Below are 26901 nucleotides of genomic sequence, written 5' to 3' on the forward strand. Positions count from 1 at the left end.
CGAGGCGAACAACATGTATCAGCGATCTCAGGCCATCGCTTGCAGTTGTCGTACGGTGCTGCCATAGCCGCCCATGTCGACGTAAGCCACTTCATGGGGGGTTGAGCTGCGCGACAGTGCTTTGTTCCGGTAAGGGAAACGACCGAACTTGCGGATCACTTCACGATGCGCACGGGCGTGCAGCAGATTGCTTGTATCGCCGCTTAGGTTCTGACAGATCAGACGCACGCAGCGTTCCTGATCACACAGATTTTCCGAATGCATCATCGGCAGGTAAAAGAACTGCCGGGCCGGTTCATCGATCTTCTTGTCCCAACCTCTGTCCACCGCGCATTTCGCAGCCGCCAGGGCCGCTCGGTCCGTCGCGAAAGCACGCGCTTGCCCGCGGAACATGTTGCGTGGAAATTGGTCCGTCAAAATTATGTAAGCCAGTGACCCGCTGGGATAGGTCAGCCAGAGCGAAAACTTGCCCTCGGCCGCAGCCTCCCACGTTGATTGAAAACGTGCGCGGATTTCTGAATCCAGCGCTTCATCCTCACTGTACCAGCCCTTTGGACCCACCTCATCTAACCAAAAACTCAATACTTCTTCAGGCGTTACCATTGCCTTAAACTCCGTCTTGTGCCCGTAGTCTGGACGTAACGTCATTTAAGGCCGTTTTGCAGAACTGTTACAGTAACATATTGCAACACTTGCGACATAATCCTGTGTCCTAGGCATCTTCCTGCTCAGCCTGTTCGGCCTCGGCGGCTTCGATGGCGACTTCCTGTGCCACTTCAAACGCAACTGGCGAAGCTGTTGGATACAGCGTCGACATTGTGCCGGTTTCGTCCACGGGTATCGATGCCCGCTGCGTCGTCCGATACAGGGCGTAAAGTGCCATTGCGAGTAACAGTGCCGCAATAAAGAGAAAAAAGCCCGGTGGCCCGAATACGGCATCCCCCATCAGCCATCCGGTGATCACCGGCCCGGCAATCGCGCCCAGACCGTTGATGAATACCAGCCCACCGGATGCGGCCGCCATATCCTCGTGATCCAGAAAGTCATTCGCATGCGCAATCAGCAAGGAGTAAAGCGGGTTGGACATACCGCCGATCAGGAAAGCCGAAGCAAGCAGAATTGGAAACGATCCGCCCATCATCATAGCGATCGTTGCGCCACCGGCACCGGCGAGCGCCACAAGCAAGATCAGAAAGCGGCGATCCATACGATCAGAAAACCAGCCCAAAGGGTATTGCAAGACCACCGCACCAACATAAAACGCTGCAACGAAGGTCGAAATTTCAACTAGCGACAACCCTGCCCGGGCGCCATACACCGCCGCCATGCCGAACTGCGCCGAAAACACGCCCCCCAGAAGAAACATGCCCACGCAGCCCAGAGGCGAGGTTTCCAGTAGTTTCTTCAGGGTCATCGGTTTGGTGGTATCAAAGGCCGGTGTGGGCGAGATTGACAGCAAAATCGGTGCGAAGGACACTGAAACCAGGATCGAGGCGATCACAAAGGTCTCGTAACCGGCCGGGTCCCCAACAAGAACAAGCGCCTGCGCACTGATGATCCCCGTCATCTGGACGATCATATAGAGCGACAGCGCCTGCCCGCGATTTTCGTTGCTGGCCGCATTGTTGAGCCAGCTTTCGGCGGTGACATAGACGCCCGAAAAACAGAACCCGATCACCACCCGGCCCAGAATCCATGCGATCGGGTTTGTCAGCATGGGATACATAATCATCACGGCTGAAATGAACGACGCAAGGGCCGCAAAGACCCGCACGTGGCCAACACGCCGGATCATCTCGGGCGCAAGGCGTGAGCCGCCTAGAAAGCCCAGGAAATAAGCCGACATGACAAAAGACATCTCGAAGGTCGAAAAGCCTTCGATCTCACCCCGCACACCCAGAATCGTGCCCTGAAGGCCGTTTCCGACCATCAGCAACCCCATGCCGAGCAGCAGCGCCCATGCGCTGGAAAGGACCTGAATCATTGGGGCCTCCGACTAATGCCAACCTGTTTTTAATGTCGTTCTGCGATCAAAGACCGCCTGCGTCGCGCTTGTCTACGACATTCCCGATCCGTGATACTGTTTCCGCGCCTCTCAAGGGAACAAAAGCGACGCGTCGCCATAGGAAAAGAACCGGTATTTCCGGGCGATGGCATGCGCGTAGACATCGCGCATCCGATCCTGTCCCATCAGTGCCGAAACCAGCATGAGCAACGTGGATTTCGGCAGATGAAAATTGGTCATCAATGCGTCAGTGACATGGAATTCAAAACCGGGATAGATGAAGATATCCGTTTCGCCTTCCCAGGGTTCAATCTTTCCTGACCTTGCCGCACTTTCGATCAGGCGCAAAGCCGTTGTCCCTACCGGGATCACCCGCCCGCCGGCGACCTTGGTTGCCTGTATCTCGGCGGCGGCGCCGGGGCTTACCTGCCCCCATTCAGCATGCATCTTGTGTGTTGTGACATCCTCAACCTTGACCGGAAGAAAAGTCCCTGCCCCCACATGAAGCGTCACATGCGTGAAGCTTACCCCCCGTTTTGCCAGCGCCCGCATCAGCGCCTCATCGAAATGCAACGATGCGGTCGGGGCGGCCACGGCGCCTGAATGATTTGCCCAGATGGTCTGATAGTCCGTCTTGTCCCGTTCATCAGCCGGACGTTTGGCTGCGATGTAGGGCGGCAAAGGCATTGCTCCGGCCTGATCCAGCGCCGCGTCGAAATCCTCGCCGCTGAGATTGAAGCGCAGATGCGCCTGGCCATCCGCAACCCTGTCCAGCGTGGCGCTGAGATCGTCCGAGAAGACAATCTCTTCCCCAAGCTTCACCTTCTTGAGCGGCTTGATCAACGCAGACCATGTGCCATCGGCCTGTGGATCCAGCAAAGTGGCCTCGATCCCTGCGGAAACCGGCCCCTGCGCGCTGTCTCGGTGACGCCGGCCGTTCAGTCGCGCCGGAATAACCCGTGTGTCATTCAACACCAGCCGGTCGCCGGGCCGCAAGAAATCGGGCAGGTCGAAAACATGGCTGTCCGTGATTGCATCCCCCTGCGCCACCAGCAAACGCGCAGAGGAACGCGGGCTGGCCGGCCGCGTGGCGATCAGGTCTTCGGGCAGATGGAAATCAAAATCGCTGAGTTTCATGCCCGCGCCTTACAACCCTGCATCAGATTCGGCCATATCCTGTCATCGGTCACTTGGGGATGAGCCGAATGTGCGTTTGGGTTCATCCGGCTTCTGCGGCACTGCGTTCGGACCATCCTGAACTTTGGGGGCCGGGGCGCGCATCAGGTCGCGCAGGAACAGAGGTGCGAGACCGGACAACGGATTTACCGACACTTTGGGCGAGGCAAGCGGGCCGGTCAGAGTGTAGTTGAAGCCAAAAACGCCTTCACCCTTGCGCGTAAACACGCTGCCAACTGCGTTGAGCAGGTATATGGGCGAGATCGCACCGCGCAGGTTCAGCAATCCGTTCACCGTGTCGATGGTGCCATCAAAAGACAGGCCCATCGACGGGCCGACGGCACTGCCGCTGAGCACTTTGATGTCTGTGGGGGTGACACGCATCCGGCTATCGATTGCTGCAAAAAAGATACCCTGCCCCGCCATTTCATCCAACAAGCCCACAAGACTGATGGCATTCAGCAAGGCCGCCATGGCCGGGGCGTCGGTGATCCGTGTGTTGGTGATTCTCAGTATCACGTCATAGCTGCCGGCTGCGGCCACAGGTTCGAGCTTGAGGGTCATTTCTCCGCCCCGCGCCTGTGTCAGTACTCCGGCCGATCGCAGCACGGACCCCGCATCTTGCGACGTCAGGTCAACGGCACTTCGGTTCCCTCTGGGGCTGACCTGCCCCCTGACCGGCGCGCCACCATTGACCTGCGCGGTGAAGTTCCCTTGTATTCCGCCGGTCGTCTGAAAGGCACCCTGGAACCCGGTCAGCGCGACGGTTTCCGTAACCTGAAGGCGATCCAGCGTCACGTCCAGTTTCGGCCCGGCACCGCCCCCGCCGCCCGATCCGCCGCTTTCGCCGAAATTCGCGCGGCCCATATCAAGGACGCCGCCAAGCACACGGATATCCGGCATGGCGTTTCCGCGCCCGATCAGCTCTGCCGGGACCGCCAGCCAATCGCCCAGGTCAAAAGAGGTGAAGCGAACCCGGTCATATTCGCCGTTTTCACGAAACGTGATGGAGGCTGTTGTACGCAAACCCGCTGCATTTATGCGCAGGCTATCCACCTTCAACTGCGACCCCAAAGTCGCTTCGGCCGTCAGAGAGCCGGTCGAATTGGCCCCCTTTCTCCAACCAAGTTCGGGTATGGCTAGCGCGACACCCTGCAAATCGGACGTGACGGACAATTTCGGGGCAACCCCGGCGCCGAGCCCCAACGTGATATCTGCAATCCCTTTGCCGGTCAGCATCCCCGGAGGCAGACCGGCGCCGATCTCATCCATCAATCGCGGCGACAGCTCGATCTGACCGGTCAGGGTGCTTCGCTGTTCAGACTTGCCGTCTATCGGCTGCCGCCAGAGCGCCGTCAGCGGTACGTCCCCGAACTGCCCCTGCCCCTGAATCTGAACGCCGGACTGATCACCAGAAAGGGCCAGAAGATCAGCACTGATGTCAAATCCGGGCACCAAGCGGTCACTGAACAGGTTGGCCAACCTTCCGTCGAAATGGAACTCGGTCTCGTCAAACTTGAGACCCTTTTTCAAGGGCAGGGAAAGGGTTCCCGCAAGCGACACCGTTCCTTTTGCCACATCAACGGGTAACCCCGCCTTGCTGAGCAATTCCAGCGGAGGCCGGTCCAACAAAGACAACGCGGCCGTCACGCTGCCTTTGGCCTGAATGCGCGCAATCGCCGGCGCGGATTTCTTGATATCCGTATCGGGTATGATGAAGGACGTCCCCGACGCATCAACAGCACCGCCGTCATCCGCAATCACAACGCCCTGCTGCGCAGTGACGGTAAAGCGTTGATTGAGCAAGCTGGCCTGACCCTGAGCGTTTTCGATCGGCGGCAGGGTTTTGACAAATCGGACCTTCGCCTTTTCAAACCCGAAATCCAGATAGAGATCGGGTTTGGATCCGGGCAGCAGGCGCAGGGCAAAATCCATATCCGACAGAACCCCTTCGTACAGGTTTTCGGTCACCCACTCTCGCGGTTTCGGGGCCAGACGTTCGGGCCAGTAACTGAGCACCTTGTCTGAGGTCATCTGATCCAAATGTGCATCCAGCTTGACGGCCCAGCCATCCGGCCGCCCGGTCAGGACACCAAAGGCACGCACCGTGTGACCCGGATCTTCTATGGTCATCTGACCCAGATTCAGCTGGAACGGATTGAGGGCCATCTTGAAATCCAGGCTGGCCCGCGAAAGCTGAATAGGCTGCGGGAACAGGTTTGCCGGGTTTACGTTGATACCGGACAGCCGCAACTGTGCAGACAGGCTGTCCAGCACGCCATCTTCCACACCTTCCAGAAACGCCTTTCCGTCAGCCTGTACTTCACCCCAGGCCGAGACCACCGAAACTTCGTTGAAGTTCAGGATCTGGCCTTCGGGATCATAGGTGAAATAGGTGCGCGCTGCTTCGAAAGGAACCGGGCGTGTTTCCGGGTTTGGCTGCACCGCCCCCGCCCCCAGATTCAGCGTGGCGTACAAGGTTCCTATCGCGCCGTTTTCATCGACACCACCGCGCAAGGCACCCGAGATCGGGGCCCGCAGAACCTGCAACCAGGCAAGTGCGGGCGTTTGGCCCGCGATGTCCTCGGCCGGAAGATCGGTGACCGAGATTCCGAAATGTGCGGCAGGTGTGCCCAGAACGCTTGTATAATTGGCCTCGATGGCACTGACATAGTCACGCCCCGCCAGAACCGAAAACCCGGTTGCCAAGCGCACTTCGTTGCCGGCTCGGTTGGCTTGAATATGCCCACCGTCCAGAATCCAGGACCGCTCCTGCCGAAGATCTCGATAATCCAGTGTGATCGCATCAAGCTCGACCGAGGTCAGCGCCGACAGGGCCGGAGACAGGAAGACCTGATCCGAAGCCTCGATAAGCTGTGCCAGGTTCGGGGCCTCCTGCACCGGTGCGCTGCCGGACCCGACCGTAAGGCTCAGCGCCCCGTCCTTGTCTCGGGTCACGGCGACCTGCGCACCCCTTAGAATTATCCTTTTGGGACGAACGTGCCCCCGCAACAAGGGGCGCATCGCCAGACTGGCGCGCATGTCGGACACCTGCGCAATTTGCCGACCCTCAGCGTCGCTGATGGCCACATCGGTCAGACGCAGACGGGGTCGCCATCCCTCGTAAATGATGAAACTCACGTCGCCAAACCGGATTTGCAGCCCGCCCAATGCCTGTTCAAGCCGCGCCTCGACCCTGTCCCGCAGCCAGACGGGTGCGTGCATTCTTTGCCCGACAACCATGAAACCGGTGAACAGCGCCAGCAACACCAGCACGAAAGTGCCGCGCATGGCCCACAGACCAGCGGCCCGACGGCGAGACCGACGGCGCGCGGGCTTAACGGGCCGTGCTCCGTCACCGTCTTCGTGCTGCTTCAAATTGCTATCCACGCCTTCCAACCCGCACGCGTTGCCCTATGATATCAGGCAGCCTTTAAAAACCTTTAGCGGAGTTTCCAATGCCCGACGTTTCAGACATCGCCCCTGACTTCACTTTGCCGCGCGACGGCGGCGGCGAGGTGACGCTTTCGGCGTTGCGCGGTAGCACCGTGGTTCTGTTTTTCTACCCCCGCGATGATACGCCGGGCTGCACCAAGGAATCCATCGGTTTCTCGGAACAACTTCAGGCCTTTGCCGATGCGGGCGCACAAGTTTTCGGCATCTCGCGCGACAGCGTCGCCAAACATGACAAATTCGTCGCCAAGCATGGGCTGACCACACCGCTGTTGTCGGATGAGAGCTCGACCGTCTGTGAAGACTACGACGTGTGGGTCGAAAAAAACATGTACGGGCGCAAATCGATGGGGATCGAGCGTTCGACTTTTGTCATCGACCCCGAAGGCAAAATTGCCCGCGTTTGGCGCAAGGTCAAAGTTCCCGGCCACGTGGACGAGGTGCTGGAAGCCGTGCGCGCGCTGTAACGTCCTCGACCACGGTCGCCATCCGGTTTAAGAGCCACAGGACCAACCAGGCGGAGAATAATGGTGTCCAAATCGCTGACTCAGATGGCGACCGAAGTTCTTGCAACGGCGGAAGGTCGGGAAAAGACCGCCCTGTCCAAACAGCACGCCGTAGCGTGGTTTGCCTCGCGCAAGGGCGACGCCCCCCCGATCGAGATCGGTACGGCATCTCCCCCATTGCGACCCGCGCGCCCGGAACGGCCCGAACTCCTGTCTCCGCGCGAGGTGCCAAAGCGCAAACCGGGAACCGAGGCGGGCCGCATCGCCCTTTTGCACGCCGTGGCGCATATCGAACTGAACGCCGTCGATCTGCATTGGGATATCATTGCCCGCTTTGGCCATGTGCCGATGCCGATCGGGTTTTATGACGATTGGGTAAAATGCGCCGAAGAGGAATCGCGCCATTTCGAGATGGTCTGCGATTGCCTGGAACAGATGGGCAGCCACTATGGCGCCTTGCCCGCCCATGCGGGCATGTGGCGCGCGGCCGAAGACACCGCAGACGACCTGATGGGACGGCTTGCGGTCGTGCCGATGGTGCTCGAAGCGCGTGGTCTGGATGTGACCCCCGGCATGATCGAGATTTTTCGCAAGGCCAAGTCTGAACAGGCCATCGCGGCGCTTGAGGTGATCTATGCCGAAGAAGTCGGCCATGTCGCTTATGGGTCCAAGTGGTTTCACTTCCTGTGCGGCCGTGAAAACACGGACCCCAAGGATGTGTTTCACGCATTGGTACGCCGGTATTTCCACGGCGTCCTCAAACCACCCTTCAACGAGGAAAAACGGGCCGAGGCCGGGTTGCCGCCCGATTTCTACTGGCCGCTGACCGAAGACCTGCCCACGCCCGGCGGAATCCCAAACTGACGCCTCAAGATTGTTTTCGGCAATTTCCCGCCGATCTTTGGGGGGATTTCTACGCAGTTGGCGCCGGACTGATCAACAAACTTGCCCGAACGCTGCCTGCCCTTTATGCAGTCGGCCCAAGGAGCGGCCGGCACCCACAACCGGTCCCGATCTTGGGGATGAGAGGTAGGACGCGTGCGAACACGTCTGGCAATAAAAATACACTCCGCATTTGAACGGTACTTTCCGGAACGCCGGGTTTTTCTGAACTCTGACAAAGATACACGTTTTATCCGTCTCAGCTCGGAAACGCAGGTGGTCGCGGTGGCCGGTGTTGCCGTCATGGTCGGATGGACCGCGGTAGCAACTGCCATTCTGCTGATGGACAGCATTGGTTCGGGCAACTTCCGGGAACAGGCGAAACGCGACCAGGCAACCTATCAAGAACGATTGAATATCCTGTCCGCAGAACGCGACGCCCGTGCGCAGGAAGCGCTCGCCGCTCAGGATCGTTTCAATGCCGCGCTGGAACAGATATCCGCCATGCAGTCCGAACTGCTGGCTTCGGAAAACCGCCGTCGCGAACTTGAGACGGGGATCGAAGTCATTCAGACCACGCTGCGCACCACCATGAAACAGCGCGAAGATGCGCGGAAGGAACTGGCGGCGCTGAAGCAGGAAAACAGCAAGGCTGACATGTACGTAACGGCCTCCAGCGCGCCGGTACAGATGGCCTTCATGACGGATGCTCTGGCGCGCACGGCCGAGGAACGCGATCAGATCGCCGCCGACGCCCGAGAGGCACTGGACCAGCGCGATGATCTTGAGCTGGAAATCCGCCTTATGCAGGAACGCAGCGACGAGATTTTCCGACAGCTGGAAGAGGCCATGGTGATCTCGGTCGAGCCGCTGGACAAGATGTTCCGTCAGGCGGGAATGCCAACAGACCGCATCATCGAAGAGGTCCGGCGCGGATATAGCGGTATGGGCGGTCCGCTGACCCCTTTATCCCTTAGCACGCGCGGTGAGGTGGACGAGGTGTCCGCCGAGGAAGCCCGCGCGAATACATTGCTGAAACAGATGGATCAGCTGAACCTTTACCGACTTGCTGCGGAAAAGGCCCCCTTTGCCAATCCCGTACATTCGGCCGTGCGTTTTACCAGCGGCTATGGCAGCCGGCGCGACCCCAAAACCGGTGGTCGCCGGATGCATAACGGGGTCGATTTTGCCGGGCCGCAAGGCACGGATATCTTTGCGACCGCAGACGGCGTCGTTACCCACGCAGGCTGGCAATCCGGTTTCGGACGGCTTGTGAAAATCAAGCACCCATTCGGAATTGAGACACTTTACGCTCATAACACCAAGATCAACGTGAAGGTTGGTCAAAGGGTCTCGCGCGGGGATCATATTGCTGATATGGGTAGCACCGGACGGTCGACCGGCACGCATCTGCACTATGAGGTGCGCGTGAACGGAAAACCCGTAAACCCAATGACTTACATCAAGGCTGCGAGAAATGTTTTCTAAAAGCAAAATCAACGAGCCCGCATCCAAGGCACCCGAGGCGGCCAAACCAGCCGCTCCGGCGACCCCAGCGGCCCCTGCACCGACCGAGTCGAAACCTGCCACTGCACCCAAGCCCAAACCGCCTGCGTCGGTTTTGTCTTCGGATCTGCACATCACTGGCAATATCAAAACCTCTGGTGACATACAGGTGGAAGGCACAGTCGAAGGCGACATCCGCGCTCACCTTCTGACCATTGGTGAGTCGGCAACGATCAAAGGTGAAGTCACCGCAGATGACGTCGTGATCAACGGACGTATCGTGGGTCGCGTACGTGGTCTCAAGGTGCGTCTGACATCGACCGCACGTGTCGAAGGCGACATCATCCACAAGACCATCGCCATCGAAAGCGGAGCGCATTTCGAAGGATCCGTACAGCGGCAGGACGATCCGCTGAATCCGGGCCGCAGCGCCAAAGCCGGATCGAACCCGGCAGCAGACGTCAAGCAGTAATTCGACCCATCAGGTCAGATCGGAAACGCCGCGGGGAGACCCGAGGCGTTTCTTTTTTGCACCGCAGCCTGTATCCGGGAAACCTGTTTTGATCCCGCCGGGATCACGTTAGGGTCGGGCCATGTTGATTTTTCTGACACTTGTTGCGGTGGTCGCCACAGGTCTGGCCTTTTACTTCTGGTCCAAACGACAGGCGCGCCACGCCCTGTTGGCCGCGCCGTTGACTGACAAGCAACGGCAGCTTGTCGACGCTCAGGTCCCGATCTTGCGGAAACTGCCGCAAGGCCTGCGCGCAAAGCTGGAGGGCAAGATCAACCTGTTCCTTGATCAGGTTGAATTCATTGGGTGTGACGGCCTGGACGTTTCCGAAGACATGCAACTGTCCATCGCCGCGCAAGCCTGTCTGCTGGTTGTGAATACCGATCTCTGGTATGACAATCTGACCACCATCCTGATCTATCCCAGCGCATTCAAATCCAGACAGAGCCGGCACAGCGGCTATGTCGTCACCGAGAAGGAAATCGTGCGCACAGGGGAAAGCTGGAACCGCGGCCCGGTGATCCTGTCCTGGGCGCATAGCCAGCGCGGAGCCATGAACGATCATGACGGCCAAAATGTTGTGTTTCACGAATTTGCCCATCAGATCGACGATCTGACAGGGTCGGCCAACGGAGTGCCCGTACTTAGCGACGACCAAAGCTTTTCAGAATGGGAATCCTCATTCCTGACAGCCTATGACGCGCATGTACGCGCCGTTGAATCCGGGCAGCCAACCGTAATCGACCCTTATGGCGCGGAAGGGCACGAGGAGTTTTTCGCCGTTTCGGTTGAAGTGTTCTTTGAGCGGCCAAAGGCCCTGCGCAGGTCGGACCCGGAGGTTTACAAGCAACTGTCCAAGCTGTTTCACCTAGATCCTTCTCAATGGCACTAAGGCTTTGCGACCCCTGGTGCGCGGGTGCCGGGAAAATTCCCCGTTCGGCTCAATTTAACAAAAGTTAATTTATGAATTACACTTAAGCTCATTGCATTGTGGAGGAAATTTCATGTCATCAAAACTACTGGCCGAGTTCTTCGGCACCTTCTGGCTGGTTCTCGGAGGTTGCGGCAGTGCCGTATTGGCAGCGGGCGTTGCAGATGTCGGCATTGGGTGGCTTGGCGTTTCCTTCGCCTTCGGCCTGACGGTTCTGACAATGGCTTACACGGTTGGCCATATCTCGGGCGGGCACTTCAATCCGGCGGTCAGCCTTGGTCTGATGATCGGCGGGCGGTTTCCGGCAAAGGATCTGCTGCCCTACTGGATCGCTCAGGTCATCGGCGCCATAGCCGCCGCAGTGGTACTGTATCTGATCGTCAGCGGTGCGCCCGAGTTCGCCGGCGTCGGGGGATTTGCGTCCAACGGATATGGTGAGGCCTCACCCGGCGGATACTCTCTGATGTCCGCTCTGGTGATCGAGATCGTGATGACCGCTTTCTTCATCCTGATCATCCTGGGTGCAACCTCGGACAAGGCGCCGGCCGGTTTCGCCCCCATCGCAATTGGTCTGGCCTTGACCCTGATCCACCTGGTGTCAATTCCGGTCACCAACACTTCGGTCAACCCGGCCCGGTCCACAGGCGTCGCCCTGTTTGCCGACGGCCCTGCCCTGTCACAGCTGTGGCTGTTCTGGGTGGCCCCGCTGATCGGCGGCGCGATCGGTGCGGTCATCTGGAAAGCGATGTCACAAGACGATTGAGTTTTGTTCAATCGACCATAAGAAACAGCCCGGCGCTTTTTGGAACGCCGGGCTGTTTCGGTTCATTCGGTGACGGTGACTTTTTTCATCATGTCGGGCTGTCCCGTAACCGCTCCGGTCTGGGAATGCCCCCGTTTGATCGCATCCACCACGTCCATACCGTCGGTCACCTGACCGACCACGGTGTACTGGCCATCCAGAAACGGGCCGGGTTCGAACATGATAAAGAACTGCGAATTGGCTGAATCCGGGTTCTGCGATCGGGCCATGCCGACCACGCCACGATCAAAGGTCAGATCAGAAAACTCAGCCGGCAGATCCGGGCGGTCTGACCCGCCACGCCCGGCATACCGCATGTCAAAGCCGTTCGCGGTGGAATTGCCGTATTGAACATCGCCGGTCTGGGCCATGAAACCTTCGATCACGCGGTGGAACACCACACCATCGTACGTGCCGTCCGCAGCCAATGCCGTGATCTGTTCCACGTGCTTCGGCGCGACATCTTCGAACAGATCGATGGAGATCGTGCCATTGGCCCCTTCCCCTTCGACCTCGATCTGCAAACCGCTGGCCAGCGCCGGGCTTGCCAGCAGGGCAAAGGCGGCGGCAAGCTTATACATCTGCGGCCACCTTGACGCTGATCATGCGGTCGGGGTTCGCAGGCGGCTCGCCACGTACGATCGCGTCCACATGCTCCATGCCTTCGATGACGCGGCCATAAACGGTGTACTGACCGTTCAGGAAGTGGTTGTCCTTGAAGTTGATGAAGAACTGAGAGTTGGCCGAATCCGGGTTCTGCGACCGGGCCGCGCCCAGCGTACCGCGATCATGGGGCAGCTTGGAAAACTCTGCCGGCACGTTCGGCAGCGACGAACCGCCGGTCCCCGCCATACGCAGGTTGAACCCATCTTCCATGTCGCCGTGCTGCACGTCACCGGTTTGGGCCATGAAGCCGTCGATCACTCGGTGAAAGGCCACGTTGTCGTATTCTCCGCTGCGGGCCAGTTCTTTCATCCGCGCGCTGTGCAAAGGCGCCACATCCGGCAGCAGCTCGATGACGACATTGCCGTCTTTCAGCTCGATGATGATCGTGTTTTCGGGATCCTTGATCTCGGCCATGAGGCCCTCCTGTCGTTTATCTTGCGCAAATACCTATGACGCACGCGTACGAATGCCAAGTGACGCATTGACCTGAGGGCAAATTGCAGGAAAAGAACCGCCTAAATCATTTGCCAATGACAAGGATCGCACAATGGGCTGGAAAACACTGGACGATATGGACCTGAACGGCAAACGCGTGCTGGTGCGTGTGGATATCAACGTGCCCGTGGTTGACGGTGTTGTGACCGACGCCACCCGCATTCAAAGGATCGTCCCCTCGGTGCGCGATATTCTGGCCGCTGGTGGAAAACCGATCCTTCTGGCTCATTTTGGCCGTCCCGGTGGCGAACGGCGTGAAAGCCTGTCGCTGAAACAACTGGTCCCGACATTGGAAAGCGCTTTTGGCGCAAAGGTGCAGTTTGCTGCCGATTGCGTCGGGGCCGAGGCGGAACTGGCCGCCGGTGCCTTGCAGCCCGGCCAGGTGCTGTTGCTCGAGAACACGCGTTTTCACGCGGAGGAAACCAAGAACGATGCCGATCTGGCCGCAGGTATGGCCAGGCTGGGTGACGTGTACTGCAACGACGCGTTTTCAGCGGCGCATCGGGCCCACAGCTCGACCGAGGCCATCGCGCGCCTGCTGCCTGCCTGTGCGGGCCGTTTGATGCAGGCCGAGTTGCAGGCACTGGAAAGCGCGTTGGGCGCGCCCAAACGCCCGGTAACAGCGGTTGTGGGCGGGGCCAAGGTCTCGACCAAGCTGGAACTGCTGGGCAATCTGATCGACAAGGTCGATTATCTGGTGATCGGTGGCGGCATGGCCAATACGTTCCTCGTCGCGCAAGGTGTCAGTGTCGGAAAATCGCTGGCCGAAACTGCGATGAAAGACACCGCTGCCGAAATTCTGGCCAAGGCCGAAAGCACCGGCTGCCAGATCGTTCTGCCACGTGACGTCGTGGTTGCCAAAAAGTTTGAAGCCAATGCCCCTCATCAGGTTTTGCCCGCGGATCAATGCCCCGAGGATGGCATGATCCTGGATGCTGGCCCCGAAAGCGTGGCCGCGATCATCGAGGTATTCGACAAAAGCAAAACCCTGATCTGGAACGGTCCGCTGGGCGCATTCGAACTGGAACCGTTCGACGCCGCCACCAATGCCGCCGCCTTGAAGGCGGCCGCGCTCAGCCGTTCGGGTCAGCTGATCTCGGTCGCCGGAGGTGGAGACACGGTTGCTGCCCTGAACGCCTCGGGTGCCGCCAAGGACTTCACCTATATCTCAACCGCGGGTGGCGCGTTTCTGGAATGGATGGAAGGCAAAACGCTGCCCGGTGTCGCAGCGCTGGATCAGTAAGCACTGCTTGCCGCCTTTGATCGCCTGACATGGTCCATGGTATTATCCCCTTTTGAACGGGGGATATTACCGTGAAGCCAATTTATTTTCTTGTCCTAATGATGCTGCCCTGCTCTGCCGCCGCTCAATCCAGTTGCGGCGGCCAAACCCAGCTTGACGCCAATTTCTGCGCCAAGGAACAATGGGAGGCCGCAGATCGCGAACTCAACCGGCTGTGGGCACAGATCAAACCCGCAGCCGATGCGCGCGGCAACGGCGATGCTCTTCTGGCCGAACAACGCGTCTGGCTGAAGGTCCGAGACGCAACCTGCGACAAGGAATTGTCAGGCGGCGGCAGCGCTGCGCCGATGTTCTACTGGACCTGCATGAAAGAACAGACCGTCGCGCGAAATCAGGCGCTGGAATACTGGCGCTGACTAGGATCAGGACGCGCTTAAATTACTGATGAAAAAATCGAAACAGGGGATTCACAACCCGAATCACCTGTGACATAGTGTGTTCAGATGCTCGCAAAGGGCACGTTTTTGAGGCTAGTTTTCATACGGCGGTAAACAGAGTGTCCCGTTCCCATCGGCCCGGTTTGGGCTCAATCATCTTTTTCTCGGTGGCTTTCATGCTTGGTGTGTATTTCACCTTTGCCGCCGTACAAGGTGACTATGGCCTGTTTCGGCGGGTCGAAATTGCTGCGGAACGGGACGCCCTGTCACAGGACCTGGAAAAGCTGAATGCCCAAATCGCCGAATTGGAAAACCTGACCCGGCGCCTGTCCGACACCTATCTGGATCTTGACCTGCTCGATCAGCAGGCACGTTCTGTTCTTGGTATGATCCGAGCGGATGAAATCGTGATCCGCTGATCCTGTTTGGGCCGCCGGATATTGTCGGACCATCGTCGCACCGCTTTGCCCGTCGGCTGCGCCTCGCCCGCGCGGACGCTGCGTCACATTTCCCCTCGCCAGAAAGCCCCAAATGCTTTATGAGATAGTTTAACGCTAAACTATCTTGCCGAAAGGGGGAGATCGCCACTATGGCTGCGCGAAAAACCACAAAGAAACCAAATGTTTCTGCGGAAGAACTCAAGACATACTACCGCGAGATGCTTCTGATCCGTCGATTCGAAGAAAAGGCGGGTCAGCTTTATGGCATGGGTCTGATCGGCGGGTTCTGCCACCTGTACATCGGTCAAGAGGCGGTTGTTGTCGGGCTCGAAGCGGCAGCACAGGACGGCGACAAGCGGATCACCTCGTATCGTGACCACGGCCATATGCTGGCCTGTGGCATGGACCCGGGCGGCGTGATGGCCGAACTGACCGGGCGCGAAGGCGGCCTGTCCAAGGGCAAGGGCGGTTCGATGCACATGTTCTCGAAAGAAAAGCATTTCTATGGGGGCCATGGCATCGTCGGCGCGCAGGTGCCTTTGGGTGCAGGTCTGGCCTTTGCCGACAAGTACAAGGAAAATGGCGGCGTGACCTTTACCTATTTCGGCGATGGTGCCGCAAACCAGGGCCAGGTCTATGAGACGTTCAACATGGCCGCTCTGTGGGATCTTCCCGTGGTTTTCGTGATCGAGAACAACCAATACGCCATGGGCACAGCCCAGGCGCGTTCGACCTCGTCACCCGATATTTATGTACGCGGCGAAGCCTTCGGCATCCCCGGCGAGATCGTCAACGGAATGGATGTGCTGGCCGTCAAAGCCGCTGGTGAAAAGGCCGTTGCCCACTGCCGCGCCGGCAAGGGCCCATACATTCTTGAGGTAAAGACCTACCGATATCGCGGCCACTCGATGTCCGACCCGGCCAAGTACCGCACCCGCGAAGAGGTTCAGAAAGTCCGCGAACAAAGCGACCCGATCGAACATGTGCGCGAGCTGCTGCTGACCGGCAAACACGCGACCGAGGATGACCTGAAGGCGATCGACAAGGAAATCAAAGAGATCGTGAACCAAGCCGCCGAATTCTCGAAAGAAAGCCCCGAGCCCGCCGTTGAAGAGCTCTGGACCGACATTTACGCCTGAGAGGACGAATAAGACATGGCAACCGAAATTCTCATGCCCGCCCTTTCGCCCACGATGGAAGAGGGCACGCTGGCCAAATGGCTGGTCAAGGAAGGCGACACCGTATCCAGCGGTGACATCCTGGCCGAAATCGAGACCGACAAGGCGACAATGGAATTTGAAGCTGTCGACGAGGGCATTGTCGGCAAGATCCTGATCGCCGAAGGCAGTGAAGGGGTCAAAGTGAACACCCCGATTGCGGTTCTGGTCGAGGAAGGCGAAGACGCCTCGGCCGTGACCGCGGCTGCACCGGCAGCCGCAGCGGTGGCCGAAGCCGCCCCGGCGGCGGTCGAGGCCCCCGCTCCTGCCGCCGCGGCCCCCGCTGCGCCGGTGGTCGACCTGTCGCCCGACTGGCCGGCAGATGCCGAGATGAAATCCGAAACCGTTCGCGAAGCTCTGCGTGACGCGATGGCCGAAGAAATGCGCAACGACGAAGACGTCTATCTGATGGGCGAGGAAGTCGCGGAATATCAGGGCGCATACAAGATTTCCCAGGGTCTGCTGGACGAATTCGGCCCCAAGCGCGTGATCGACACACCGATCACCGAGCACGGCTTTGCCGGCATCGCCGTGGGTTCGGCCTTTGGCGGTCTGAAGCCGATCGTCGAGTTCATGACGTTCAACTTCGCGATGCAGGCGATCGACCAGATCATCAACTCGGCCGCCAAGACGCTGTACATGTCCGGCGGTCAGATGGGTTGTCCGATCGTGTTCCGCGGCCCCAACGGCGCCGCCGCGCGCGTGGCTGCCCAGCATAGCCAGGACTATGCCGCCTGGTACATGCAGATCCCCGGCCTGAAGGTCGTCATGCCCTATTCGGCAGCCGACGCCAAAGGTCTGCTGAAATCGGCCATCCGCGACCCCAACCCGGTGATCTTCCTGGAAAACGAAATCCTCTATGGTCGCACTTTCGACATGCCGCAGGTCGATGACCTGACCGTGCCGCTGGGCAAGGCGCGCATCTGGCGCGAAGGCTCGGACGTGACCATCGTCAGCTTCGGCATCGGCATGCAATACGCACTGGAAGCCGCAGACAAGCTGGCCGAAGACGGCATCAGCGCCGAGGTCATCGATCTGCGCACCATCCGTCCGATGGATACCGGTGCGATCATAAACTCGGTGATGAAGACCAACCGTCTGGTGACTGTGGAAGAAGGCTGGCCGCAAGGTTCGGTGGGCAGCTATATCAGCTCGGTCGTGATGCAGGAGGCGTTTGATTACCTTGACGCGCCGGTCATCAATTGCACTGGCAAGGACGTGCCGATGCCCTATGCCGCCAATCTCGAAAAGCTGGCCCTGATCACCACCGATGAGGTGATCGCCGCCGTCAAACAAGTGACCTACCGGTAAGGAGCGACAGACAGATGCCTACAGAAATTCTGATGCCCGCCCTGTCCCCGACGATGGAGGAAGGTACGCTTGCAAAATGGCTGGTTAAGGAAGGCGATACCGTCTCCTCCGGTGATCTGCTGGCCGAGATCGAAACCGACAAGGCCACGATGGAGTTCGAGGCCGTTGACGAAGGCACCATCGGCAAGATTCTGATCCCCGAAGGCACCGAAGGGGTCAAGGTCAACACCGCTATCGCGATTTTGCTGGAAGATGGCGAAAGCGCCGATGACATCGCCGCGACCCCGGCCAAAGCCCCGGAGGCGGCACCAGCCGCCGCGGGCAACGAGGCTGCCGCGCCAGCGGCACCCGAGGCGCCTGCCCCTGCCCCGGCCGCTCCGGCCAAGGCGGATGGTGGTCGGATTTTTGCCTCGCCGCTGGCCCGCCGGATTGCTGCACAAAAAGGTCTCGACCTGACGCAGATTGCCGGTTCCGGCCCGCACGGTCGCATCGTCAAGGTCGATGTCGAAGGCGCAACTGCCACGGCTCCGGCAGCAGCTCCTGCCACAGCTCCCACCGCCGCGCCCGCAGCTGCCCCTGCAGCTCCGTCTGGTCCATCGGCGGATATGGTCGCGCGGATGTACGAAGGCCGCCCGTACGAGGAAATCAAGCTCGACGGTATGCGCAAAACCATTGCCGCACGCCTAGGCGAGGCCAAACAGACCATCCCGCATTTCTACCTGCGCCGCGACATCAAGCTGGATGCGCTGCTGAAGTTCCGCAGCCAGTTGAACAAGCAGTTGGAAGGCCGTGGCGTGAAGCTGAGCGTCAACGACTTCATCATCAAGGCCGTCGCCAACGCGCTTCAGCAGGTTCCAGCCTGCAACGCCGTCTGGGCGGGCGACCGCGTGTTGCAACTCAAGCCGTCGGACGTGGCCGTAGCGGTCGCGATCGAGGGCGGGTTGTTCACCCCGGTTCTTCAGGACGCCGACATGAAATCTCTGTCGGCACTTTCGACCGAGATGAAGGATCTTGCCGCCCGTGCCCGCGAGCGCAAGCTGGCACCGCACGAGTATCAGGGTGGCACGTTTGCCATCTCGAACCTCGGCATGTTCGGCATCGACAATTTCGACGCCATCGTGAACCCGCCTCATGCCGGCATTCTGGCGGTGGGTACCGGCGTGAAAAAGCCCGTTGTCGGGGATGATGGAGAACTGACGGTGGCGACCGTAATGTCCGTTACCATGTCCGTCGATCACCGCGTCATCGACGGCGCGCTGGGGGCAGAACTGCTCAAGGCTATTGTCGACAACCTGGAAAACCCGATGGTCATGCTGGCTTGACGACCCGAATAATGCCCGTGCCCCGGACAGCCGGAGCGCGGGCAGCCTCAAGTGTTTTCACTGAGTTGAACTTGCGTGATCGGGGCATCGATTGCCCGATGCATCAAGACGCCCCACTTCCTTCCATTGGAAGCAGACGGAAGGCAGGTGCGCGATGCTCTCAAAAAATCTCATTCTCAGCCTGACTGTTTCGGCGTTTCCGGCAGCCATGTCACCTGACTTTGCCTTGGCAAAGCCCAACGGCTATCCGGGTGAGCATTCAAAGTTCAAGCCAAACGATCCGGCCGCGATTGCCCGGCAGAAAGCCGCACAGGACACACGGCAAGAGCTTCGCAAACAAAAACGGGAAGAACGGCGGCGCAAGCGGTTGGACAAACGCGCCATCCGCTCTCGCTGAGCTGCTACTGATCCTTGCCCAGCATATGATCCATCGAGATCGAAGGCTGGTCGCACCCGGCTTCCCCCACGATCTTGGCGGGGATACCGGCGACGGTCTTGCAGGGCGGCACCTCTTGCAACACCACCGAACCGGCAGCGATGCGGCTGCAATGCCCAATGGTGATGTTGCCCAGCACCTTGGCCCCGGCCCCGATCAGAACACCGTCTCCGATTTTTGGATGACGGTCTTCTTCTTCCTTGCCCGTTCCGCCCAGTGTCACCGAGTGCAGCATCGACACGTTGTCGCCCACCACTGCCGTCTCGCCAATCACGATGGAATGGGCATGGTCGATCATGATGCCCTTTCCGATTTTGGCTGCCGGGTGAATGTCGATCCCGAAAATCTCGGACGAACGCATCTGGAAGAAATAGGCCAAATCATAGCGCCCCTTGCGCCACAACCAATGGGCCACGCGATATGCCTGCATGGCCTGATACCCTTTGAAATACAGGATCGGCTGCAACAGCCGATGGCAGGCCGGGTCACGTTCGTAAACGGCCATAAGGTCCGCCCGAGCAGCTTCGAGCAAACCCGGATCGTCGGCATATGCCTCATCCACGATTTCACGCAGAACCATCATCGACATTTCGTTCGAACACAGCTTGGCCGCCACCCGATATGAAAGCGCGCGTTCAAGGCTGCGGTGATGCAGGATACAGGCGTGCACAAGCCCCCCCATGAGGGGCTCTTTCTCGACGGCCGCATGGGCTTCGGATGTGATACGGGTCCAGACCGGATCAACCGGTGTCACATGGCTGCGCTTTTCGAACATGGCTTTGATCCTTTGCTGCGCCTAGAATGCCATTTAGTGGCAAAAAGACCAAACGCAAACCCATGATCGGTCATGTAACGAAAATGAATGAGTCAGAGCGCACCCATTTCGAAACACGAATTCGCGTGCGATTGGTGGAATTGCAGCAGATGTCAGCGTCGGGGCAGCAGGCTCAGGCCGTTGTCGAACTGGATCAACAGGCCGTTGGACGGCTGAGCCGCATGGATGCGCTGCAAAATCAGGCCATGGCCAAGGCACAGCAGGCCAATCGCGATGTGGAAACACGCCGGCTTCTGGCAGCGTTGGACCGGCTTGACGACGGCGAGTTCGGATATTGCGAAGACTGCGGCGAGCGCATTCCGGATGGGCGTCTGAATCTGGATCTGGCCGCCAGCAAATGCGTCAGCTGCGCGTCCGGCTAGCCTGAAATCTGGCAAGCTGGTGCAGAACCATCTCAAAACACTGGCAATATTGCAGATCGTCAAACCCGGGTTCATTGGCCAGGGCCCTGTTTCGCGCAACGGCCATGAGAGAACCATTGCCGTAAACCGGGTGGAGCTTGCCCGTGCGCTCCAAATGCCTGTCGGCCAATTCCGCCTCGTGGATCATCCGCACACACAAAGCCCCCCTGTCCGGCTGCGGCACGGCCAGCAAGGCGCGCGCCGCAGCACTGACATCCCCATGCAGAACCGGCCGCATCAGGCAGCGTGCCCAACCGCAAGACGCGACCAGGCACCCGGTCCGAATACAGCAGATACCTGGGCCACTTCGACCTCATAGCCCCCGGACAGACCATCCGCCGCTTTCATGGCCGTCGAATAGGTCCACCTTGGTTCGGATGTCAGTTCTTCGCGCAGAACGGTTCCACTCGCAATGACACGGACCAGGTAGGATTCGCTTTCTTCGCCCAAGGGAATCTCCAGCCCCGACCAGTCATCCGCATCCGTTCGGGCACGTCGGATCCACGTAAGCTCATCCCCGGCGGTACCAGACCGAACCCGCATGTGCACAGGCGCATAGGGACGCAATCCGTTGCCTGCAAACGAGGCAATCAGGTGTTGATAGGACGGATCATCATAGCCGCGGGTCGCAGGCCCAATGCGATAATGTTTGGCAAGACGCCTTTCGTTTCGCAGCAGGCTGATCTGTTGCACCCTGTCATTCAGCAGCACGAATACTGATCCATCCGGCCAGACATCAGGCATCAAAGCGTCTGTTCCCAGTTGACCCCTGAGCCGCCCGGACAACGCGTGTACATCCGGGGCCTCGAGCGCCGCGTCAGCGAACTGAAAAACCTCCCAGTTACCGGGTGTTCCGTCACCGATTGCAGCCAGATTGACGCCATTCATCACCGAGCTGCGCGGACGGGATTCCAACTGGCCCGTAAGCAGTTTGACCTTCAAGGCAGGGCCCTCATCCCAGACACCGACACTGGCGCGCCTCAGCGGTGTTTCGGTCACGCCGACCACTGCCCGCTGGGCAATGACATCGCTCAGGCGATAGCCATCATCACTGGACGAGGAATAGACCGTTGCCGCCCCGGGCCATGGATCCCCGGTAACGGCCAGATAGGGCGCATGAGGGGCCTCGGCGCCCGTGATCAAGGGCAGATCCAGAAAAACCGGCAGCACGGGGACCGGCGCCGCATATGGTTTGACCGTTGCCGGGTCATCATTCAATTCGGACGCCTTGTACACGCCCTGTTCGATCCGGACCGCTTCAACCAGTTGCAGGTCGGCGGATTCCAACCGGTCGATCCGGTACACCGGCCCGGTTTCAGCGTCTGTCAAACGAACCAGATCCCCTGCCCCCAGGTGCATTTGAGACGGCGGAAGCGCAAACCGAACCGTATCGCGGGAAACTCTGGCTTCGCTCAACCAGCGTTCGGCCGTTTGCCGCCCTTCGGTGCGGGTCATGGACAGAGGCATCTCATTCACCGATACGGAATGGGTGCGATCATCGGGCAAAACCGCCTCCTCCGCGACGACGTCATGATCCGCGTCCGACTGAACAAAGCGCAGACGAACGCGCCCGGTCATTTCGGCCTCGGCCTCGCGCCGGTGTTCGACCGTGCCCTCAAGATCGCTGCTGATCGCCAGATGGTCGGGGTTCAAGGCAACTGCGCCGTACCCGTCGCGCATCTGGAACTTCAACACTCCATCCCTTTCGATCGCATCAAACCCATAGCGCAGCATCAGCGGCTGCAAGGCGGAACGGGCGTTCGTCACGTCTTCGAGGACATACCCGCGAACCACACCGTACAGACCAGAGACGTCTATATCCGTGACACCTGCACCGTGGCAGATTTCGGTCACCACGGAGGCCAACGTACGAGACCCGGACCGACCGTTCAGCCAGTGCCCTCTGGGATAGTTCTCGCCATCGTCCCACTGGCTTTTCAGGTTCGGAAAGGTCGGAAACGGACGGGTATCCCATGCCCAGACATACACGTTTGCCATGTCCAGCATCGGCGCGCCGTAGATGTCCGAGATCGGATTGACCTTCGGATCGCTCCAATAGCCAAGCATCGCCGTCAGATACTGAACCTGAATGAAGTCGTCGCGCAGCCCGTTTGAATACGCGGGCAACAGCGATTCCGATGACTTCGGGTCCAGGAATTTGTTCGGCTGGTTCGTGCCCTTGTCGATTGCCGCACACCCCAACTCGGTGAACCAGATCGGTTTCGATGCGGGCACCCAATCGGTCGGATTGGATTGACGCACACCTCCGATCCGTTCGTGATGCGGATTCGACCACCAGTTGCGCAGGTCCTTGTATCTCCAGATCCACGGCTCGTCATGCCCCTGATCTTCGATCGGAGTCCTGATCTGCGCTTCCGCCTCTTCCGGAGAGGCGTAGTACCAGTCATACCCTTCACCGCCTTCGATATTGCTGCGAAGGTACCCCAGGTCGTAAATCGAAGGCGCGCCGGCCTCGGCGTCCAGATGGTGTTCACCGTCACGCCAATCGGACAACGGCATGTAGTTGTCGATGCCGATGAAATCGATGTTGTCGTCCGCCCAAAGAGGGTCGAGGTGAAAATACCTGTCGCTGGTGCCTTTTGGCTGGTATCCGAAATACTCGCTCCAATCCGCTGCATAGCCGATTTTCGTGTCCGGCCCCAGAATCTGACGCACCTCGGCCGCCAAGGCGCGAAGCTGCGCAACGGCCGGAAAGCCCGAAGCCCCCCTGATCTGGGTCAGGCCACGCATCTCCGACGAGATGCAGAATGACGAAACGCCGCCGGCAGCCTTGCACAGCATGGCATAGTGCAGAATGAAACGCCGCAGGCTCCATTCCTGAGGGCCGGAATATTGGATGATTTCTTTGGCCGTGACGCCGCTGTCCCCCAGCAGCCCGCCAAAGGTACCGCCCCCGGAGACCCAAGTTAAACCGGTATCCCCTCTGTCGTCAGGCCGACCACCCGGTCTGGGCCTGACCAGACCACCCGAGCCACCACCGGTGCCGCCCGATCCGTTCGTATCCTGGTTGATCGCAAAATCCTGCGCACGTGCTGTTCCGAAGAACGCGGCGACCTGCGCATCGGCCGATGCCGTCTGGTCCGCGGAACCGGGACGCCCCGGCGCCACATCCAAGGTGATCCGCCCACGCCATGGCAGGTGAGGCTGACTTGACGCATCCGACCAGGGATCAGGCAGCCCGTTCCCCGTCAATTGCTCCATCAGGATAAAGGGGTAAAACATTACCCGCTTGCCGGATTGGTTCAGATGGCGGATCGCCTCGACCACGGCCACATCGGCCGGTGTCCCCCCATAGACCGGGCGGCCGTTTTGTCGCACCACAAGCCCGGCGTCGCTTCGGGCCTGATCAGATACGATCCAGGGCATGTCGCTGCTGTCGATCTCACGCTGTTCGATCTTTGGCCGGATCTTGCAGTGTCCGCATCTCAGGTCATCGCCGAACCACGACACCACCAAAGATGCGGCATCACAATTGGGCAACTCGCTTTCCAGCGCTCGGGTCGAGGAGACAAGATCCGAGGTGCCGGACGCGGAATGTGCGTTGGCAGGCCAGCTCTTGCCAGATTGTGAATAATTCACCTGAGAGCTGGCCAGAGCGTATTCCCCGGTCCCCGGTATCATGGCAACCCCGCGCACGATCTGAGGCAATGCACTGTCGTGATCGGGCATGTCCTGCTGCGTGGGGCGCACAACTTCAAATGAAAACTGCGGCACCCGATTGCCAAAAGTGCCGAGCGGGAAGTCCTCGATCACGACATAGGCGGTTCCGCGATAAGCCGGAACCGTTCCGGCGCCTTCAATCGCCTCGATCAGCGGGTCCGGCAACTGGTCCCACGTGCCATGGTAAACCCGCATATTGAAGCGGGATCGATCTTGTTCTTCTCCATCCGCCCAAATGCGCGCGACATCGGCGATCTCACCGGCGCCAACCGCAATCGCCAGCGAAATCGAGTAACTGTACGTGACGGTAGTCACCTCAGGGGTCTTGGGTTTCCCCTTGCCCCCGCCGCCGCCACCCTCTGTGGTCGTTGTCTGGGTCTCCAGAAAATCCGAAGCCCAAATGACCTGACCGCCCACACGCATACGGCCAAACACGGTGGTCACCGGCGCACCTTCGCCGGTTTCCGTCAACCGAAACCGATCCATGCGACCGGTTTCGACGACTTCACTGCCACTGCCCATAACGGACTGGTTAAAGAACTTCTGATCAAGGATCCGCCCGACCGTCGCACCAACAGCCCGACCGATAATTGCGGTTGAAAGGCCCGCAACCGTGCCCCCGATCGAACCGCCCAGCGCGGCCCCGGCTGCAGAAAGAAGAATAGTGGCCATCAATGCATCTCCATCGGGAATTCGAAACAGGAAACGATACGGCGGCACCAAGGCCTGCTCAGTGCGTTTTCCACCACGCCGTGGCCGGAATACGCGTGAATAAAGCGGGGTTCGGGGTGCGTAGTACTGACGATGCCCAGATGCTTGGCGACGCTTGCGTCGCGCATCCGAAACAGCAGAACATCCCCCGATGCCATCTTGCCTATTGGTTTTTCGACCAGATGCCGCCTGGCAGCCACCCACATCCGTTCCTCGCCCTGCGGTTCGGACCAGTCCATGCTGTAGGCCGGAACAGATTCAGGTTCCCGCCCGATCACGGCGCGCCAAACGCCGCGCAACAGGCCCAGACAATCCGCACCGGCACCTTTGACCGAGGCCTGATGCACATAAGGCGTTCCAAGCCAATTGCGCGCCTCTGTCACAATATCCTCTCTACGTATCGTCACCGTAAGCTGCCTCCGCTATTGGTTTTGCTTTTCTTGGGAACAGCCATGACCCAGTCTTCGCCTGGAAGATCTGGAAACCCTTGAAAATTCAGAAAGTTGTTGAACTTGAACTGGCAGGTTTTCATGCGCTTGTCGCATCCTGCCCGCAGTTTCACGCTGTCGCCGATCGCCAGGCTGGCCCCGAAACCGGACCAAAGCGTGATTTCCCGCCCGGTTGCCGTCTGCCTGTCGTTCTTGATCGAAGACCACAACCCCTTGGCAGAACCGGACAAAACGTCCACGCGCCCCCGTTCGAACCAGCCTTCTTCAATGGTCTGACCTCCTGCAACATGCAAAAGGGTGCCGCCATCGAAACCCGAGATCACACCGTTGAACCAATACCCCGGCGTGTCGGTGTTGAACCGGCAGGCCCGATCCCCCAACACAGCCGTGCACGGCTTTTGGTAAACACGCCCCAAAGGGCGGTTCAGCAAGTCGGTCAGGCCACGCAATTCCGCATGGAACGCGCCGCCAGAGCGGCGCAACTCACCGATTGAACCACGGAACTGAAGGATGCGCTGATCCAGATCTGCCCAATTGACCAGCCAGGCGCGCACTTCGGCCCCGTCAAAACGCCCCGCTTCGATATCCTCGTCGCGAATGGCCGCGTCAGACAGTGCGCCCATCGCTTCTGTGTTGTCGATGGACAGGCCCGTGGCCTGCTCGATGGCGGCGGCCGTCAGGCCGGTACTTGCCTTGAAGGTCAACCCGTCAAAACTCAGCTCCCTGTCGTGGTCGGTGAAACCGTATTCCTGACCGTCCGTGCGCTTGATCGCCCAACAGCGGCAGACCGTTGTCAACCCGCTTTGCAGATGCGCGTGCAGGCCCTTGATATCTTCAGCCATCAGATGCGCACCTCGACCACTGGAACGTTCGGTACGTCGCCGGCCTGAAAACTGGCAACGCTGGTCTGGATTTTGTCGGTGTCAAAGCGCACCGGCACGTCAAATTCATAACCCGCGGTGATATCGACCTCTTCCGGCGGCGGGTCCGCAAACGTGACCCTGCCCGTCGTCAGATCAACGTCAAAATCCACGCCCTCGCGGACCTCATCCTGATCCAGCCCCAGACGCACCGTCCCCAATACCGGTTTCACGATGGGGCGCGCATAGCTTACCCCGCCCGATTGGTAGGTCTTGATCAACTGGAATTCGGCGCGTGTTCCGTCGCCTTTCGCGATCACCTGATCTCCGAAATTGATGTCCGCCGTGGCCTTGCCGGATTTGAAATCCGACCAGTCTTTCCAGCGAAAGCCGAACATCTGGCCCTGCCGCGCTTCGAAGAACGAAATCAGTGTCTCGATATCGTCCAGCGACCGCATCCCCAACCCCGCATCATATCGGCGACGCGAATGGGCCCACGGCGTGTTGCGCTCTTCAAAACCATTGGCCAGCGTCACGATGTCCGTGCGCCGTTCCGGCCCCCCGACCGAGCCAAAGCTTAGGCTGGCGGGAAATCTCACCTCGTGGAAATTCATCAGCTGCTCCC

Annotated in this window: 26 protein-coding genes; 14 read left to right on the forward strand and 12 right to left on the reverse strand. The window is 59.4% G+C overall.

Annotated features, from left to right (window positions below):
- Window positions 1-27 precede the first annotated feature (27 nt).
- The 4 genes from ACR0I0_RS05080 to ACR0I0_RS05095 all read right to left on the reverse strand — a co-directional run bounded on the left by ACR0I0_RS05080 (window position 28) and on the right by ACR0I0_RS05095 (window position 6559).
- A complete protein-coding gene (locus ACR0I0_RS05080; protein ID WP_171631742.1) occupies window positions 28-603 on the reverse strand; it encodes a DUF924 family protein in 576 nt (191 codons plus the stop codon).
- A gap of 109 nt (window positions 604-712) precedes the next feature.
- Complete coding sequence (locus ACR0I0_RS05085; protein ID WP_171631739.1) at window positions 713-1984, reverse strand: MFS transporter; 1272 nt, start codon at window positions 1982-1984, stop codon at window positions 713-715.
- Between the two features lie 111 nt (window positions 1985-2095).
- A complete protein-coding gene (queA, locus tag ACR0I0_RS05090; RefSeq protein WP_171631735.1) occupies window positions 2096-3142 on the reverse strand; it encodes a tRNA preQ1(34) S-adenosylmethionine ribosyltransferase-isomerase QueA in 1047 nt (348 codons plus the stop codon).
- A 42-nt stretch (window positions 3143-3184) separates the two neighbouring features.
- A complete protein-coding gene (locus ACR0I0_RS05095) occupies window positions 3185-6559 on the reverse strand; it encodes a YhdP family protein (RefSeq protein ID WP_480490429.1) in 3375 nt (1124 codons plus the stop codon).
- 80 nt (window positions 6560-6639) lie between these two features.
- Between ACR0I0_RS05095 and ACR0I0_RS05100 the strand changes: the two genes are divergently transcribed.
- From ACR0I0_RS05100 to aqpZ, 6 genes are all read left to right on the forward strand, one after another.
- Window positions 6640-7101 carry a peroxiredoxin gene (locus ACR0I0_RS05100; protein ID WP_480490431.1) on the forward strand — a complete coding sequence of 154 codons (462 nt, stop codon included), beginning with the start codon at window positions 6640-6642 and terminating at the stop codon, window positions 7099-7101.
- A gap of 60 nt (window positions 7102-7161) precedes the next feature.
- Window positions 7162-8004 (forward strand): ferritin-like domain-containing protein, encoded by an 843-nt coding sequence (locus ACR0I0_RS05105; RefSeq protein ID WP_171631731.1) that lies wholly within the window; start codon window positions 7162-7164, stop codon window positions 8002-8004.
- A gap of 174 nt (window positions 8005-8178) precedes the next feature.
- Entirely contained in the window at window positions 8179-9510 is a 1332-nt protein-coding gene (locus ACR0I0_RS05110; RefSeq protein ID WP_480490433.1) for a DUF5930 domain-containing protein, read from the forward strand.
- Window positions 9500-10000, forward strand: a complete 501-nt coding sequence (locus ACR0I0_RS05115) for a bactofilin family protein (RefSeq protein WP_117868644.1) — start codon at window positions 9500-9502, stop codon at window positions 9998-10000. Before ACR0I0_RS05110 ends, ACR0I0_RS05115 begins: the two co-directional genes overlap by 11 nt.
- A 121-nt stretch (window positions 10001-10121) precedes the next feature.
- Window positions 10122-10931, forward strand: coding sequence for a M90 family metallopeptidase (locus tag ACR0I0_RS05120; protein ID WP_480490435.1), 810 nt, complete (start codon window positions 10122-10124; stop codon window positions 10929-10931).
- Window positions 10932-11043: 112 nt separating this feature from the next.
- A complete protein-coding gene (gene aqpZ / locus ACR0I0_RS05125; RefSeq protein ID WP_171639294.1) occupies window positions 11044-11733 on the forward strand; it encodes an aquaporin Z in 690 nt (229 codons plus the stop codon).
- Between the two features lie 62 nt (window positions 11734-11795).
- On the opposite strand, the gene ACR0I0_RS05130 is transcribed toward aqpZ, so the two are convergent.
- Window positions 11796-12353, reverse strand: a complete 558-nt coding sequence (locus ACR0I0_RS05130) for a peptidylprolyl isomerase (RefSeq protein ID WP_171723071.1) — start codon at window positions 12351-12353, stop codon at window positions 11796-11798.
- Window positions 12346-12852, reverse strand: a complete 507-nt coding sequence (locus ACR0I0_RS05135; RefSeq protein WP_152458298.1) for a peptidylprolyl isomerase — start codon at window positions 12850-12852, stop codon at window positions 12346-12348. Before ACR0I0_RS05135 ends, ACR0I0_RS05130 begins: the two co-directional genes overlap by 8 nt.
- Before the next feature lie 133 nt (window positions 12853-12985).
- Between ACR0I0_RS05135 and ACR0I0_RS05140 the strand changes: the two genes are divergently transcribed.
- From ACR0I0_RS05140 to ACR0I0_RS05170, 7 genes are all read left to right on the forward strand, one after another.
- The gene (locus tag ACR0I0_RS05140; protein ID WP_480490437.1) at window positions 12986-14176 is read left to right on the forward strand and encodes a phosphoglycerate kinase; all 1191 of its coding nucleotides are present in this window, start codon (window positions 12986-12988) and stop codon (window positions 14174-14176) included.
- A 71-nt stretch (window positions 14177-14247) separates the two neighbouring features.
- Window positions 14248-14592, forward strand: a complete 345-nt coding sequence (locus ACR0I0_RS05145) for a lysozyme inhibitor LprI family protein (RefSeq protein WP_480490439.1) — start codon at window positions 14248-14250, stop codon at window positions 14590-14592.
- A gap of 140 nt (window positions 14593-14732) precedes the next feature.
- A complete protein-coding gene (locus ACR0I0_RS05150) occupies window positions 14733-15032 on the forward strand; it encodes an FtsB family cell division protein (protein ID WP_171115419.1) in 300 nt (99 codons plus the stop codon).
- 170 nt (window positions 15033-15202) lie between these two features.
- Complete coding sequence (pdhA, locus tag ACR0I0_RS05155; RefSeq protein ID WP_171115415.1) at window positions 15203-16192, forward strand: pyruvate dehydrogenase (acetyl-transferring) E1 component subunit alpha; 990 nt, start codon at window positions 15203-15205, stop codon at window positions 16190-16192.
- A gap of 15 nt (window positions 16193-16207) precedes the next feature.
- Window positions 16208-17581 carry a pyruvate dehydrogenase complex E1 component subunit beta gene (locus ACR0I0_RS05160; protein WP_480490441.1) on the forward strand — a complete coding sequence of 458 codons (1374 nt, stop codon included), beginning with the start codon at window positions 16208-16210 and terminating at the stop codon, window positions 17579-17581.
- A gap of 14 nt (window positions 17582-17595) precedes the next feature.
- The gene (locus tag ACR0I0_RS05165; protein WP_171631704.1) at window positions 17596-18903 is read left to right on the forward strand and encodes a pyruvate dehydrogenase complex dihydrolipoamide acetyltransferase; all 1308 of its coding nucleotides are present in this window, start codon (window positions 17596-17598) and stop codon (window positions 18901-18903) included.
- Window positions 18904-19057: 154 nt separating this feature from the next.
- Entirely contained in the window at window positions 19058-19300 is a 243-nt protein-coding gene (locus tag ACR0I0_RS05170; RefSeq protein ID WP_480490443.1) for a hypothetical protein, read from the forward strand.
- 4 nt (window positions 19301-19304) lie between these two features.
- Here ACR0I0_RS05170 and cysE read toward each other — a convergent pair whose 3' ends face one another.
- On the reverse strand, window positions 19305-20114 hold the full coding sequence (cysE, locus tag ACR0I0_RS05175; protein ID WP_152458304.1) for a serine O-acetyltransferase: 810 nt from the start codon (window positions 20112-20114) through the stop codon (window positions 19305-19307).
- An 83-nt stretch (window positions 20115-20197) separates the two neighbouring features.
- On the opposite strand from cysE, the gene ACR0I0_RS05180 reads away from it, so the two are divergent.
- Window positions 20198-20536: a TraR/DksA family transcriptional regulator gene (locus ACR0I0_RS05180; RefSeq protein WP_171631697.1), complete on the forward strand. Its 339-nt coding sequence runs from the start codon at window positions 20198-20200 to the stop codon at window positions 20534-20536.
- Here ACR0I0_RS05180 and ACR0I0_RS05185 read toward each other — a convergent pair.
- The 5 genes from ACR0I0_RS05185 to ACR0I0_RS05205 are packed head-to-tail and all read right to left on the reverse strand — an operon-like array spanning window position 20517 to window position 26890.
- Window positions 20517-20813 carry a DUF7742 family protein gene (locus tag ACR0I0_RS05185; RefSeq protein WP_480490445.1) on the reverse strand — a complete coding sequence of 99 codons (297 nt, stop codon included), beginning with the start codon at window positions 20811-20813 and terminating at the stop codon, window positions 20517-20519. The genes ACR0I0_RS05180 and ACR0I0_RS05185 overlap by 20 nt on opposite strands.
- Window positions 20813-24928, reverse strand: a complete 4116-nt coding sequence (locus tag ACR0I0_RS05190) for a baseplate multidomain protein megatron (protein WP_480490446.1) — start codon at window positions 24926-24928, stop codon at window positions 20813-20815. Before ACR0I0_RS05190 ends, ACR0I0_RS05185 begins: the two co-directional genes overlap by 1 nt.
- Window positions 24928-25374, reverse strand: coding sequence for an NlpC/P60 family protein (locus ACR0I0_RS05195; RefSeq protein ID WP_210092500.1), 447 nt, complete (start codon window positions 25372-25374; stop codon window positions 24928-24930). The genes ACR0I0_RS05190 and ACR0I0_RS05195 overlap by 1 nt, the downstream gene beginning before the upstream one ends.
- Window positions 25371-26258, reverse strand: a complete 888-nt coding sequence (locus ACR0I0_RS05200) for a DUF2163 domain-containing protein (RefSeq protein ID WP_480490447.1) — start codon at window positions 26256-26258, stop codon at window positions 25371-25373. The genes ACR0I0_RS05195 and ACR0I0_RS05200 overlap by 4 nt, the downstream gene beginning before the upstream one ends.
- Window positions 26258-26890 (reverse strand): phage distal tail protein, Rcc01695 family, encoded by a 633-nt coding sequence (locus ACR0I0_RS05205; protein WP_480490448.1) that lies wholly within the window; start codon window positions 26888-26890, stop codon window positions 26258-26260. Before ACR0I0_RS05205 ends, ACR0I0_RS05200 begins: the two co-directional genes overlap by 1 nt.
- Between the last annotated feature and the right edge of the window lie 11 nt (window positions 26891-26901).

This window comes from Ruegeria sp. AG6, assembly GCF_056541565.1.